Source organism: Mycolicibacter algericus DSM 45454, from assembly GCF_002086455.1.
Lineage (GTDB): Bacteria > Actinomycetota > Actinomycetes > Mycobacteriales > Mycobacteriaceae > Mycobacterium > Mycobacterium algericum.
This window is the reverse complement of record NZ_MVHC01000009.1, coordinates 86,789-99,566: the sequence shown is the minus strand read 5'-3', so window position 1 is coordinate 99,566 and position 12,778 is coordinate 86,789. Positions and strand designations below refer to the sequence as shown.

Genomic DNA, 12,778 nt, shown 5'->3' with positions numbered 1-12,778 from the left:
GCGAGAGGCGCCGGCGCGCCCCCCGGTAGAACCTGAACGCAGCCGACGCCTCATATGCCCAACGCCTTCCCAGCAGACCGACCCCGGACGAGTGAGTCCCGTCACTCACATTACGTTATATAAGGCTGTGAGATGCATAGCAAGCACTCAATTTACGCCTGCGTCAAATCCCCGTGCCCCGGACAAAAAATCGCACCCCATCTGGTGAGATGGGGTGCGATCGGGGTAGCGTCTTTTCCTGAAAAACCTTACAGTTCGGTGGCTGTGCCCCCGGCCGCGGTGATCTTGTCGCGGGCGCTACCGCTGAACTTGTGCGCGGTGACGTCGGCCTTGACGGTCAGCTTGCCGTCGCCGAGCACCTTGACCAGCGTGTTCTTGCGGACCGCACCCTTGGCCACCAGTTCGTCGACGCCGATGGCGCCGCCGTCCGGGAACAACCGGTTGATGTCGCCGACGTTGACGACCTCGTACTCGGTGCGGAACCGGTTGCGGAAGCCCTTCAGCTTGGGCAGCCGCATGTGGATCGGCATCTGCCCGCCCTCGAACCGGACCGGCACGTTCTTGCGGGCCTTGGTGCCCTTGGTGCCGCGGCCGGCGGTCTTACCCTTGGAGCCCTCACCGCGACCGACGCGGGTGCGCTTGGTCTTCGACCCGGGCGCGGGGCGCAGGTCGTGCAGCTTGATAGGCGTCATCATTCCTCCCCGGCCTGTTCAACTTCTACGAGGTGGTGGACAACCCGGATCAGACCACGGGTCTGGGGGTTGTCCTCACGCACCACCGACTGGCGGATCTTGCGCAGGCCCAGCGTGCGCAGGCTCTCGCGCTGATTCCAGCGGGCACCGATGGTGCCGCGGACCTGGGTGATCTTCAGATTTGCCATGGTTATGCCGTGCCTTCCCGGGCGGCGCTGGCGGCGAGCGACTCGCTCTCCCGCCGGGCCTTGAGCATCGCGGCCGGCGCCACGTCTTCGATGGGCAGACCGCGCCGGGCCGCCACCTCTTCGGGACGCTGCAGCATCTTCAGCGCGGCCACGGTGGCGTGCACCACGTTGATCGCGTTGTCGCTGCCCAGCGACTTGGACAGGATGTCGTGCACCCCGGCGCATTCCAGCACCGCACGCACCGCACCGCCGGCGATCACACCGGTACCGGGGCTGGCCGGGCGCAGTAACACCACACCGGCGGCCGCCTCGCCCTGGACGGGGTGGGTGATGGTGCCGCGGATCAACGGCACCCGGAAGAAGCTCTTGCGGGCCTCCTCGACACCCTTGGCGATCGCGGCCGGGACCTCCTTGGCCTTGCCGTAGCCGACCCCGACCATGCCCTTGCCGTCACCGACGATCACCAGCGCGGTGAAGCTGAACCGGCGGCCACCCTTGACAACCTTGGACACCCGGTTGATCGCGACGACGCGCTCGAGGTAGTTGCTCTTGTCGCCGTCCCGGCCGTCCCGGCCGCCGCGGCCGCCGTCGCGGCCACCACGTCCGCCTCGGTTGTCACGATTGTCACGCCCGTCGGTACGGGGGGCGCTGCCCGTGTCGGGACCTGCCGAGGAGGCCCCTGTCGGCTGCTCCGCCATCATGCGGTCCTTCCAGTCATGTTCATCAAGTCAGTCATCCGGCGCATCAGAACTTCAACCCGCCCTCGCGCGCCGCGTCGGCCAATGCCGCGATCCGTCCACCGTAGGTGTAGCCGCCGCGGTCGAACACCACGGTCTGCACGCCGGCGGCCTTGGCGCGCTCGGCGATCAGCTGGCCGACCCGCACACTGTGTGCCTTCTTGTCGCCGTCCACACCGCGCACGTCGGCCTCGATCGAGGACGCCGCGGCCAGCGTGTGACCGGCCAGGTCGTCGACCAACTGGACGTGAATGTGCCGCGACGAGCGGTGCACCACCAGGCGGGGACGCTCGGGGGTGCCGGCGATCTTCTTGCGCAGCCGCGCGTGCCGACGCACCCGGTGCGTGCGCCGGGCCTCCGAGACGCTCTGCCCGATGGGCTTGCGCGCCCCGGTGCCTGCTTCTGATTGCGCCATGACTACTTACCTGTCTTTCCGACCTTGCGGCGAACCTGCTCACCCTCGTAGCGCACGCCCTTGCCCTTGTAGGGGTCGGGACGGCGCAGGCGGCGGATGTTCGCCGAGATCTGACCGACCTTCTGCTTGTCGATGCCCGAGATCGAGAACTTGGTGGGCGTCTCCACCGCGAAGGTGATGCCCTCCGGGGCCTTGATCAGCACCGGGTGGCTGTAGCCCAGGGCGAACTCGAGGTCGGAGCCCTTGAGTGCCACACGGTAACCGACGCCGAAGATCTCCATCTTGCGGACGTAGCCCTCGGAGACGCCGGTGATCAGGTTCGCCACCAGGGTGCGGCTCAGGCCGTGCAGCGACCGGTTACGCCGGTCGTCGTCGGGCCGGGTCACCACGATGGCGCCGTCGTCGTTGCGGGCGACGTTGATCGGCTCGGCCACCGTGAGCTCCAGGGTGCCCTTGGGCCCCTTGACCGACACGTTCTGACCATCGATGGTCACGTCGACCCCGGCGGGAACCGGGACCGGCTGCTTACCAATACGCGACATGTCTGCTACTCCCTCACCACACGTACGCGAGGACTTCGCCGCCCACGCCCTGCCTGGCCGCCTGACGGTCGGTGAGCAGACCCGAAGACGTGGAGATGATCGCCACGCCCAGGCCGCCGAGCACCCGCGGCAGGTTGGTCGACTTCGCGTAGACCCGCAGACCGGGCTTGGACACCCGGCGCAGACCGGCGAGGCTGCGCTCCCGGTTCGGGCCGTACTTCAGGTTGACCACCAGCGCCTTGCCCACCCGGGCGTCTTCGACGTGGTAGTCGGTGATGTAACCCTCGCGCTTGAGGATCTCGGCGATGTTGGCCTTGATCTTCGAGTGCGGCAGGGTCACCTCGTCGTGATACGCCGAGTTGGCGTTGCGCAGACGGGTCAAGAAGTCCGCGATCGGGTCCGTCATGGTCATTTAGGCTGCTCCTCCACCCTCACCAGCTGCTCTTCTGCACACCGGGCAGCTCGCCGGCGTGCGCCATTTCGCGCAGGCAGATTCGGCACAGGCCGAACTTCCGGAGCACCGCGCGCGGACGGCCGCACTTGTTGCAGCGGGTGTAGGCGCGCACCGCGAACTTGGGCTTGCGGGCCGCCTTGTTAATCAACGCCTTCTTCGCCATCAGGTCACTTCTCCTTGAACGGAAAGCCGAGTGCCCGCAGCAGCGCTCGTCCTTCGTCGTCGTTCGTCGCCGAGGTGACGACGGTGATGTTCATTCCACGCGGGCGGTCGATGGAGTCGACGTCGATCTCGTGGAACATCGACTGCTCGGCCAGCCCGAAGGTGTAGTTGCCGGAGCCGTCGAACTGCTTGGGCGACAGCCCCCGGAAGTCGCGGATACGCGGCAGCGCGATCGAGGTGAGCCGGTCGAGGAACTCCCACATCCGGTCACCGCGCAGCGTCACCCGGGCACCGATCGGCATGCCCTCGCGCAGCTTGAACTGAGCGATCGACAGCCGGGCCTTGCGGATCTCCGGACGCTGGCCGGTGATCAGCGCCAGGTCACTGACCGCGTTGTTGATCAGTTTGGCGTCGCGGGCGGCTTCGCCGACGCCCATGTTCACCACGACCTTCACCACGCCCGGGATCTGCATCACGTTGGCGTAGTTGAACTCGTTGTGCAGCGCGTCGCGGATCTCTTCGCGGTATTTCACCTTCAGCCGGGGCTGAATCTTCTCTGCCGTCGTCATCTCTAGATGTCCTTGCCGTTGCGCTTGGAGACGCGAACCTTCTTGCCGGACTCCTCGTCCACCCGGTAGCCGACCCGGGTGGGCTTGCCGTCGGAGTCGACGACCATCACGTTCGAGACGTGGATCGGGGCTTCCTGCGTGACGATCCCGCCCGAGGAGGCGCCGGCCTGGTTGGCCGAGTTCGCGACGTGCTTCTTGATCCGGTTGACGCCCTGGACCAGCACCCGGTTGCGGGCCGGGTAGGCCTGCAGGACCTTGCCCTTGGCGCCCTTGTCCTTGCCGGCGATGACCAGCACGGTGTCGCCCTTGTGGACCTTCATCTACAGCACCTCCGGGGCCAGCGAGACGATCTTCATGAACCGCTTCTCCCGCAGCTCGCGGCCGACCGGCCCGAAGATGCGGGTTCCGCGCGGGTCGTTGTCGGCCTTGATGATCACGGCCGCGTTCTCGTCGAACTTGATGTAGCTGCCGTCGGCGCGGCGACGCTCCTTGACGGTGCGCACCACGACGGCCTTGACGATGTCACCCCGCTTGACGTTGCCGCCGGGGATGGCGTCCTTGACGGTCGCGACGATGACATCACCGATGCCGGCGTAGCGCCGCGACGAGCCGCCGAGCACCCGGATGCACAAGATCTCCTTGGCGCCGGTGTTGTCGGCGACCTTCAACCGCGATTCCTGCTGAATCACCAGATCTCCTCAATAATCGGGACGACGCGCGGCATGACGAGTCGCATGCCGGAATCTCCCCGGTCGTGCATGGTCTTCTTATCGCCGAAGGGCACGCGGGGCCAGCTTGCGCTGGCCGAGGTCTGCCCTCGGCAACCCCTAGAGCTTAGGTGACGGACCGCCCTGCACCAAATCCGTCGCCCCTTGCTCCGCGAGCGAGCAATGTGTCCCCGGTCCGCGCGCGGCATGTCGGACCGGGGACGCGCCCACTCGCGCAGGGGTTACTCCACTGGTCAGTCGGCCGCGCAGCGAAACCCGATGTGGCTGGTTGCGGTGTCCTGTGACTGCGGGGAGCGTGCCGCGGCCCGGTAGCGGTGGCAGTACGCCGGCGCGCACAGGTGCGAGCCGCCCTTGAGGGTCTGGCTGACGCCCGGGTCGGCGGGGCCGTCCGGCGCGCAACAGGACTTGGGCGCTGCGTCCAGGCGGTGATGGCCGCAGAACTCGGTGGTGGTCCACTCCCAGACGTTGCCGATCATGTCCAGCAGCCCCCAGTCGTTGGGCGGGAAACTGCCCACCGAGGAGGTTCCGGACCAGCCGAGCGCGCCGTCGTTGCGGTAGGGAAAGGCGCCCTGCCAGGTGTTGGCCATCAGTTCCCCGCCCGGCTTCTCCTCCTCACCCCAGGGGTAGGTGCTGGACGTGCCGGCGCGGGCGGCGTACTCCCATTCGGCTTCGGCGAGCAGCCGCCGCCCGGCCCAGCGGGCGTAGCCGGCCGCATCGGGGTAGGCGACCTGGACCACCGGGTGATCCGGCTTGTGCTCGATGGTGCTGTGCGGACCGAGCGGATGCCGCCAACTCGCGCCGGGCACCCACCGCCACCACTGCCGCCAGTCGCGCAGATCAACCGGCCCGGCGGTCGGGGTGAAGACCAGGGCGCCCGGCTCGACGGCATACACCGGGTCGGGTTCCTGCTCGGCGACGGTCACATACCCGGTTGCGGCGACGAATTCGGCGAACTGGGCATTGGTCACCGGATGCCGCTCGATTGCGAACGCGGCCACAGCCACGGTGTGGATCGGCGCCTCTTCGGGATAGAAGCTCGTCGACCCCATCCGGAAGACACCGCCGGGGATACCGACGAGTTCTGTCAGCATCGCATCAATCCCGCGGCCACTCAGTCCCGCGAGAAAGCCGCTGCCAGACTCGCTTTCACATCGAGGTAGGGTTCACCGCTGACGTCGACAGCGACCTCGGCGATGGTCCCGCCGGTGAAGCCGAACGGCGCCCGGTACGCCGAGGACACCGCCTGGCCGGTATTGCGCCCGACGCTCACCCCGCCACCCGCCAGCGCGAACGCTGCCGGCTGGGTGATCATGTCGGGCAGCGTCGCGACCACCGTGTCGTCGATGTAGAGCGCAGCCTCCCCGACCGGCGTGTGACTACCCTCGACGGTGCCGCGCCGATCAAAACGTATCCCGAAAACATGCTGCCCCAACGGAATCGGGTCAGACGATGACAACCACTGTTCGCGCTCACCCAGGAAGTTGTAGACGTAGTGCAGTCGACCACCCTGGACGAACAGCGCATGGCCGCCGTGGCGTGCTCCGTGCTTGAACAACACACCCTCGGCATCGGCGGATTCCACCACGACGCGGGCCAGCACCGAGAACGAGCGGCCGCGCAGTTCCACGCATGCCCCCATCGGCACCTCGGCGGTGTGCGGATAGTAGGTGTAGCTGGTGCGGTCACGGGACAGGTACGGCCGCTGCCGGCTCGTCATCTCGAAGATGTTGAGGTCGGCCAGCGGCAGCCCGTTGTATTTCTCCGCCTCGGCGAACCACATCGCCTGGAGTTCCTCGAGTTTCTCTGGATGTTCAGCGGCCAGGTCACGGCATTGACTGCGATCCTCGGCGAGGTTGTAGAGCTCCCAGCGGTCGGCGTCGAAGTGGCCCCAGCCGGACGGGGTCGCGGCGTGCACGGTATTGGCGAACCAGCCCCGGTGCCAGATCCCGCGAGTGCCGAGCATCGTGTAGAACTGGGTGTGTTTTCCAGTGTCGGCGTTCGGATCTTGCAGCGCAGCTTTGAAACTGACACCTTCCAGTGGCCGCTGGGTGATGCCGCGGACGGTGTCGGGCGGGGTGATACCGATCAGGTCATAGACCGTCGGCGTCACATCGCACACGTTGACGTAGCTGTCGCGCACCTCACCGCGAGCAGCGATTCCCTTGGGCCAGCTCACGATCGCGGGATCGGCGATACCGCCCTCGTGTGATGCGTAGCGCTTGTAGAGCTTGTAGGGCGTGTTGAACGCCATCGCCCACCCGACCGGGTAGTGGTTGTAGGTCTCCGGCGTGCCCAGCTCGTCGAAGAGTTTCATCGCCTCCTCGACGGTGTCCATGTAGCCGTTGAAGAACTTGTTCTCATTCGGCGACCCGTTGGGCCCGCCTTCGCCGCTGGCCCCGTTGTCGGAGATCACCACCACGATGGTGTTGTCGAGTTGTCCGGATTCCTCGAGGTAGTCCAGGATCCGGCCGATCTGGGCGTCGGTGTAGCTCTGGAACCCGGCGAACACCTCTGCCATCCGGGCGAAGAGTCGCTTCTCGTCGTCGTCGAGGCTCTCCCACGGGCGCACGGTGTCCAGCGCGGGCCACGGCTGGCCGTCGACACCGGTGGCATCGGCGTAGGGGTTGACCTCGGAGAGCTCGGTGTCCGGTGGCACCAGGCCCAGCTTTTTCTGGTTGGCCAGCACAATCTCCCGGTACTGCTCGTAACCCATGTCGAACCGGCCGGCGTAGCGATCAGCCCATTCGGTGAAGACGTGGTGCGGGGCGTGACCGGCGCCCGGGCAGACGTAGCCGAACCAGGGCTTGCCCGGCGCGATCGTCTGGGCGTCGCGGATGAATTGGATTGTCTTGTCGGCGATGTCCTTGGACAGGTGGTAGCCGTCTTCGGGTGTCGCCGGTGGCGCGACGGGGTGGTTGTCGTGGATCAGGTCCGGGTACCACTGGTTTGTCTCACCGCCCATGAACCCGTAGAACCGTTCGAATCCGCGCTGGGTGGGCCAATGCCGTCTGGTGCTGGCCATGTTGGACTCTTCCAGCGGGGTCAGGTGCCACTTGCCGACGCAGAAGGTGTTCCAGCCGCGTTCGGTGAGAACCTCACTCAGCAGCGCGGTTTCGAAGGGGATGCGCCCGCTGCAGTTCGGGAATCCGTCAGTGAACTCCTCGATGGTGGCCATGCCGACACTGGTGGCGTTGCGGCCGGTGAGCAGCGCCGCTCGGGTCGGGGAGCACAGCGCGGTGGTGTGGAACTGAGAAAGCCGGACGCCGCGCTCGGCGATCCGGCTCATCGCCGGCATCTCCACCAGCCCACCGAAGCAGTCCCAGGTGGCAATGCCGGTGTCATCCCAGACCAGGTAGAGCACATTGGGCGCGCCCTCGGGGGCGGTCGGCGCGGCGAACGGCCCCCAGTCCGGTTCGGAATCTCGGATGTCGAGATCGATCTTGCCCTGAAAATCCACTATCGCTCACTCCGTTGTCAGCCCCCCGGATCGGGTGAGAGCCTACCGACCCGGTGAGGCCGCAACGGGCTTTCACACCGCAGAGCGCTCCCGCCGGCCGGACATCTCGGGCTGCCCGGCACCGGTCGACAGCAGCTCGCCGAGGAATGCCGCAGCCGCCGGTGAGGGGGCCCGCTCCCCCGGGGTGATCAGCGCCAATTCGCGCGGGATCACCGGGTCGGTCGCCACCGCGACGATGTGCTCGGACTTCGCCACCAGCGCCGGCGGCAGCAGTGCGATACCCAGGCCGGCTGCGACCAGGTCGACCAGATCGTCGGGCGTGTTGGATTCCGCGCAGATGTTCCGCTCGAAGCCGAGTTCGGCGCAGCTGCTGTCGATGTGCATTCGTGTCCGCAGCTCGGCCCGGCGTTCGACGAACTCGCGCTGCTGCAGGTCGGTCAGGGCGACGGTGCCGGTGCCGGCGAGCGGGTCGTCGTGTCGTACCGCCAGCACCAGGTGCTCGGCGCCCAGTGACAGTTCCTTGACGCGACTGCCGTCGAAGGGTCGGCTGACGAAGGCGAGGTCCAGCCCGCCGTCGGCGGTCGCCTGCACCAGCGTGTCGATGGGATCGTGACGCAGCGTGATCTCGATGCGCGGGAAGCTCCGGTGATACCGCGTCAGCAGCGCGGGCAGATCGACGGTTCCCAGCCCCTGGATCACCCCGATGCGCAACTGCCCGGACAACAACCCCCGGACCGCGTCGACGGCGGCACGCGCCCGCTCTGCGGCGGCCAGCGCATGCTGCGCGTCCGGCAACAATGCCTGCCCGGCGGTGGTCAGGTCGACGCGACGATTGTTTCGCACCAGCAGCGCGGTACCGAGCTCGGCTTCCAAACCGCTGATCGAGGCCGACAAGGTGGACTGCACCACGTGGACTTTCGCTGCCGCCCGGGTGAAGTGCAACTCTTCGGCCACGGCGACGAAGTGTTTCAGCTGGCGCAGTTCCATAGCGATCAGTGTGCAGCTCGCCTCGGATCGGTCAAACCGAAAGTGCCATTCCGCCAACAGGATTACTTTGATTCCGCTGAGACCAAACTAGGCCAAATACTCATTCTACCCACAAGTTAACTGTCCCAAGGACTTACATCGCCAGCCTTACGTGCGTCAATCGATGGCAGCGATTCTCTACATTGAGATTAACTGTTGAAAGATCCGCTGACAGGGGTGGTGGCCGCGGTCGGGACCCGTTAGCGTCTGGACGAGGATGCCGAGGGGGGCTCAGCCAGCGTCCCGGGTGTCCGGACATACGTTGTCGCCCAACATTATTGATGCGCCGCGTTCGCGTCGCGGTCTACTGCGCGCGGACGCCGGGTGATTGGCGATGTTCACCGGCGCCCGGGCGAGTTCAAAGGTGAGCTCATGCCCGGGAACATCAAAGACGGAAGGAACGCACCGAAATGAATCGTCGGATCATATTATCGGTCGGTGGCGCCACCGCCGGACTACTCACGACCACAATCCTGCCCGCAACGATCGCTTCTGCCGACAACGGTGTCGGCGCGGCGGGCGACATCGGCAGCACCGCGATGCCGGTCGGCCTGACGAGCAGCACGGCGGGAACGGGCGGCACGGCGCCGCTCGGCGACATCGGCACGCTCAGCCCGGACGCGAACGCACCCGAGCTCGGCGGCCTCGGCGCGCTGACATCCGCACCGGACGCGACCAGCCCGCAGCCGATCGGTGATACCGGTGGCCTGCCGGTCACCGGTGCGCCGGACGCCACTCCCGGTGGCACACCTGACATCACTTCCGGTGACTTGACGTCCACTGCTGCGACGCCCGGCGCCGGTGACAGCTTCACCATCGGTGACACCACCTTCACCCCCGTCCAGGCCGACGGTTCGGAGGGCTTCACCCCGCTCAGCCCGCTGTTCAGCGCCCCGCCACTGTTCCAGGTGGCCGAGGGCGATCAGTCGTTCGATATCACCAGCGGCAGCGGGACCGACGCCACTGACCTCGGCAGCGTCACCGCCAGCGAGAACGTCACGAACCTGTTCGGCGGTATCCACAACACACAGTTCACGATCACCGACGTTGATCCGGCCAGTGACGCCACCACATCGGACCTTCCCACCGTCGGCACGGTCTATGACGTCATGAACTTCGGCAACGGATTCGCGAATATCTACACCGATATCCCGGGCGCGGAGGGCGCCGCCAACTCCATCACCGACACCCTGGTAACCCCGTTTGGCGACTTCAACATCCCGACCGATTTCGATGCGGCCGGACTGCTCGATCCGGGTGACGCGTTCAGCGGGGTGTCCGCGTTGGGAGCCGATGCCGCCGACGCAGCCGGCAGCGCGGCAGCCGATGCGGCCGGCGGCGCCGCCGATGCGGCTGCGAGCGGCGCGGCGGACGCCGCCACGGGCGCAGCCGACGCGGCCGGCGGCGCCACCGACATCGCGAGCATGTTCGATCCGCTGAGCTTCCTGGGCCTCTGAGCAAGCGCCCATTGCCGCCGGAGCGCTCGGCCGGCCCGGCATCCCAGGCCTCCAGCAGCCGGGGCCTGGGATGTTTGGGTCCCGACACGACCGGGAAACCCGGTCAGCGCGCAAATTCTGGACAATCTCCCGGGGGGGTCATGAAGCAGGCGCAACGGTGAAAGCGCAGCATAGCTTTGGACTGAACCTGTCCTGGTTGCGCGTGACGACGGTGTTCCTCATCGATCTCGCGATTCTGCGACTCGCCGGCCATTGGCCCACCGAGCTGGGATCGCCGGCCCGCGCCTGGTGGCCGGGCGTCGGGGTCGCGGCAGTGGTGACGGCGGCCGCGCTGATCACCCACCGCCGGGTCCCGCTGACCTCGATAGTGCTGGCACGGCTACTGGACCGGTTCGCCAACCCCGCGAGGTTTCTCAACGAAGGCTGCACACCCGGCTTCGATCACCGCCGCCGCTACGGCCACAACGTCGTCGGCATGCGCGAACACCGGGGGCAGTTGGTCACCGTGATCGCCGTGGCGCCGCGACCGGTAGCCACCTCGGGCCGCGATGCCCGCCGACACCAGCCGCTGGGCGCGCTACCGGCCGGTGTGGCCGCCGCCGCCCTGCGGCAGTTCGACGTCCGCCTCGACGGCATCGACATCGTCTCGGTGCGAACGTGCGACACCACCTCCGACGGCGACACCGACACCGGCCCGGCCGAGGACGAGCAGGCACCGGCCGTCCCCGACGTCGCCTGCCCCCGCGACACCTGGCTGGTCCTGCGGATGGATCCGATGCGCAACGCCGAAGCGGTGGCGGTACGCGACTCGGTGGCGGCGACGCTGGCGGCGGCCACCGAACGGCTGGCGCAGACCCTTCAGGAGCGACACATCGTCACCCGGGTACTACCGGCCGAGGAGTTCGGCCGGGTCGACGCGACGGTGCTGGCCGGCCTGCAGCCCACCCGGATCCGTCGGCGCCGACGCCGGCTGAAGCAGAAGCAACGCGAGGGTCCCAGACAGTACGGGGCCACCTTCTGGATGTCGCCGCACGACATCACCACGGCGAATCTGGAACAGCTCTGGCAGCGCGCCGCCGACACCACGGCCGTCACCGTCCGGCTCACAGCACGAAACAACCACACCGACGTGTCGGTGCTGGTGCGTTACCACACCGGTCGCCGGCTGCGCCGCAACATGTGGGCCGGATTGAACCGCCTCAACGGCCGGCAATTGACGGCGCTGCGGACCAGCCTGCCGACGCCGCTGCGCCGGACGCTGGCCGTGCCCGCCCGGCAGTTGGACGACCACGAACCGCTGCAGGTGCCGCTCGGGCCCACCGCGCAGCAACCGCTCGCGCGGGTCAAACTCCCGGCTTGACCGGAAGACCGGCTGTTACTTGGCCTTCTCGAGGATCTCGACCAGCCGCCAGCGCTTCGTGGCCGACAGCGGGCGGGTCTCCATCAGCGACACCCGGTCGCCGATGCCGGCCGTGTTGTTCTCGTCGTGCGCCTTGACCTTCTTGGTGGTCCGGATGATCTTGCCGTAGAGCGGGTGCTTCACCCGGTCTTCCAGCTCGACGACGATGGTCTTCTCCATCTTGTCGCTGACCACGTAACCGATCTGGGTCTTGCGGCGGCCCCGCGGCTTCTCCGTGCGCGGAGTGTGCTTGGGGCCCTTCTCCGTGGCGTTAGCCTTTGCAGCCTGTGCCATTACGATGCCTCGCCTTCAGAACCATCGGGACCGGACGCCAGGCCCAGTTCCCGTTCGCGCAACACGGTGTAGATGCGCGCGATCTGGTGGCGCACCGTGCGGAGCCGACGGTTGTTGCTGAGCTGCCCGGTCGCCATCTGGAAACGCAGGTTGAACAGCTCCTCTTTGGACTCGCGCAGCCGCTCGACGAGCTCGTCGGCATTGAGCTCGCGCAGTTCGCCGGCGGTAACTCCCACTGCCATCAGAACTGCTCCTCTCGGGTGACGATGCGCGCCTTGATCGGCAGCTTGTGGATCGCCCGGGTCAGTGCGGCGCGGGCGATGGCCTCGTTGGGGTAGCTCAGCTCGAAAAGCACCCGGCCCGGCTTGACGTTGGCGACCCACCACTCCGGCGAGCCCTTACCCGAACCCATGCGGGTCTCGGCGGGCTTCTTGGTCAGCGGACGGTCCGGGAAGATGTTGATCCACACCTTGCCGCCACGCTTGATGTGCCGGTTGATGGCGATACGCGCCGACTCGATCTGCCGGTTGGTGACGTAGGCGTGCTCCAGTGCCTGGATGCCGTAGTCACCGAAGGTCACCGCGGTGCCGCCACTGGCGAGACCGCGCTGTTTCGGGTGATGCTGCTTGCGGTGCTTGACCTTGCGGGGAATCAACAT

At 67.2% G+C, this 12,778-nt stretch carries 18 protein-coding genes; 2 read left to right on the top strand and 16 right to left on the bottom strand.

Features of this window, described 5'->3' with window-relative positions:
• Window positions 1-248 precede the first annotated feature (248 nt).
• The 13 genes from rplO to BST10_RS11355 all read right to left on the bottom strand — a co-directional run bounded on the left by rplO (window position 249) and on the right by BST10_RS11355 (window position 8,931).
• Window positions 249-692, bottom strand: coding sequence for a 50S ribosomal protein L15 (gene rplO / locus BST10_RS11415; protein ID WP_041318643.1), 444 nt, complete (start codon window positions 690-692; stop codon window positions 249-251).
• Window positions 692-880, bottom strand: coding sequence for a 50S ribosomal protein L30 (gene rpmD / locus BST10_RS11410; protein ID WP_013830241.1), 189 nt, complete (start codon window positions 878-880; stop codon window positions 692-694). Before rpmD ends, rplO begins: the two co-directional genes overlap by 1 nt.
• Window positions 881-882: 2 nt before the next feature.
• The gene (rpsE, locus tag BST10_RS11405; protein ID WP_085975778.1) at window positions 883-1,578 is read right to left on the bottom strand and encodes a 30S ribosomal protein S5; all 696 of its coding nucleotides are present in this window, start codon (window positions 1,576-1,578) and stop codon (window positions 883-885) included.
• Window positions 1,579-1,624: 46 nt separating this feature from the next.
• Window positions 1,625-2,032: a 50S ribosomal protein L18 gene (gene rplR, locus BST10_RS11400; RefSeq protein ID WP_013830243.1), complete on the bottom strand. Its 408-nt coding sequence runs from the start codon at window positions 2,030-2,032 to the stop codon at window positions 1,625-1,627.
• Between the two features lie 2 nt (window positions 2,033-2,034).
• Window positions 2,035-2,574 carry a 50S ribosomal protein L6 gene (gene rplF / locus BST10_RS11395; protein ID WP_013830244.1) on the bottom strand — a complete coding sequence of 180 codons (540 nt, stop codon included), beginning with the start codon at window positions 2,572-2,574 and terminating at the stop codon, window positions 2,035-2,037.
• A 13-nt stretch (window positions 2,575-2,587) separates the two neighbouring features.
• Window positions 2,588-2,986 carry a 30S ribosomal protein S8 gene (gene rpsH, locus BST10_RS11390; protein WP_013830245.1) on the bottom strand — a complete coding sequence of 133 codons (399 nt, stop codon included), beginning with the start codon at window positions 2,984-2,986 and terminating at the stop codon, window positions 2,588-2,590.
• A gap of 19 nt (window positions 2,987-3,005) precedes the next feature.
• On the bottom strand, window positions 3,006-3,191 hold the full coding sequence (locus tag BST10_RS11385) for a type Z 30S ribosomal protein S14 (RefSeq protein WP_013830246.1): 186 nt from the start codon (window positions 3,189-3,191) through the stop codon (window positions 3,006-3,008).
• A gap of 4 nt (window positions 3,192-3,195) precedes the next feature.
• Window positions 3,196-3,759, bottom strand: coding sequence for a 50S ribosomal protein L5 (gene rplE, locus BST10_RS11380; protein ID WP_083037851.1), 564 nt, complete (start codon window positions 3,757-3,759; stop codon window positions 3,196-3,198).
• Window positions 3,760-3,761: 2 nt separating this feature from the next.
• Window positions 3,762-4,079, bottom strand: a complete 318-nt coding sequence (gene rplX / locus BST10_RS11375) for a 50S ribosomal protein L24 (protein WP_013830248.1) — start codon at window positions 4,077-4,079, stop codon at window positions 3,762-3,764.
• Window positions 4,080-4,448 (bottom strand): 50S ribosomal protein L14, encoded by a 369-nt coding sequence (gene rplN, locus BST10_RS11370; RefSeq protein ID WP_013830249.1) that lies wholly within the window; start codon window positions 4,446-4,448, stop codon window positions 4,080-4,082.
• A 272-nt stretch (window positions 4,449-4,720) separates the two neighbouring features.
• Window positions 4,721-5,578 carry a formylglycine-generating enzyme family protein gene (locus BST10_RS11365; protein WP_083037850.1) on the bottom strand — a complete coding sequence of 286 codons (858 nt, stop codon included), beginning with the start codon at window positions 5,576-5,578 and terminating at the stop codon, window positions 4,721-4,723.
• 20 nt (window positions 5,579-5,598) lie between these two features.
• Window positions 5,599-7,947 carry an arylsulfatase gene (locus BST10_RS11360; RefSeq protein ID WP_109559476.1) on the bottom strand — a complete coding sequence of 783 codons (2,349 nt, stop codon included), beginning with the start codon at window positions 7,945-7,947 and terminating at the stop codon, window positions 5,599-5,601.
• A gap of 69 nt (window positions 7,948-8,016) precedes the next feature.
• Window positions 8,017-8,931, bottom strand: a complete 915-nt coding sequence (locus BST10_RS11355) for a LysR family transcriptional regulator (RefSeq protein WP_013830252.1) — start codon at window positions 8,929-8,931, stop codon at window positions 8,017-8,019.
• Between the two features lie 449 nt (window positions 8,932-9,380).
• On the opposite strand from BST10_RS11355, the gene BST10_RS11350 reads away from it, so the two are divergent.
• Together BST10_RS11350 and eccE are read left to right on the top strand one after the other, a co-directional pair.
• On the top strand, window positions 9,381-10,427 hold the full coding sequence (locus BST10_RS11350; RefSeq protein WP_083037848.1) for a hypothetical protein: 1,047 nt from the start codon (window positions 9,381-9,383) through the stop codon (window positions 10,425-10,427).
• Between the two features lie 157 nt (window positions 10,428-10,584).
• On the top strand, window positions 10,585-11,787 hold the full coding sequence (gene eccE / locus BST10_RS11345; RefSeq protein ID WP_083037847.1) for a type VII secretion protein EccE: 1,203 nt from the start codon (window positions 10,585-10,587) through the stop codon (window positions 11,785-11,787).
• 15 nt (window positions 11,788-11,802) lie between these two features.
• Here eccE and rpsQ read toward each other — a convergent pair whose 3' ends face one another.
• From rpsQ to rplP, 3 genes are read right to left on the bottom strand one after another with little or no spacing between them, the layout of a single operon-like run.
• Window positions 11,803-12,120 carry a 30S ribosomal protein S17 gene (gene rpsQ / locus BST10_RS11340; protein ID WP_083037846.1) on the bottom strand — a complete coding sequence of 106 codons (318 nt, stop codon included), beginning with the start codon at window positions 12,118-12,120 and terminating at the stop codon, window positions 11,803-11,805.
• Window positions 12,120-12,362, bottom strand: coding sequence for a 50S ribosomal protein L29 (rpmC, locus tag BST10_RS11335; protein WP_013830257.1), 243 nt, complete (start codon window positions 12,360-12,362; stop codon window positions 12,120-12,122). The genes rpsQ and rpmC overlap by 1 nt, the downstream gene beginning before the upstream one ends.
• Complete coding sequence (rplP, locus tag BST10_RS11330; protein ID WP_013830258.1) at window positions 12,362-12,778, bottom strand: 50S ribosomal protein L16; 417 nt, start codon at window positions 12,776-12,778, stop codon at window positions 12,362-12,364. The genes rpmC and rplP overlap by 1 nt, the downstream gene beginning before the upstream one ends.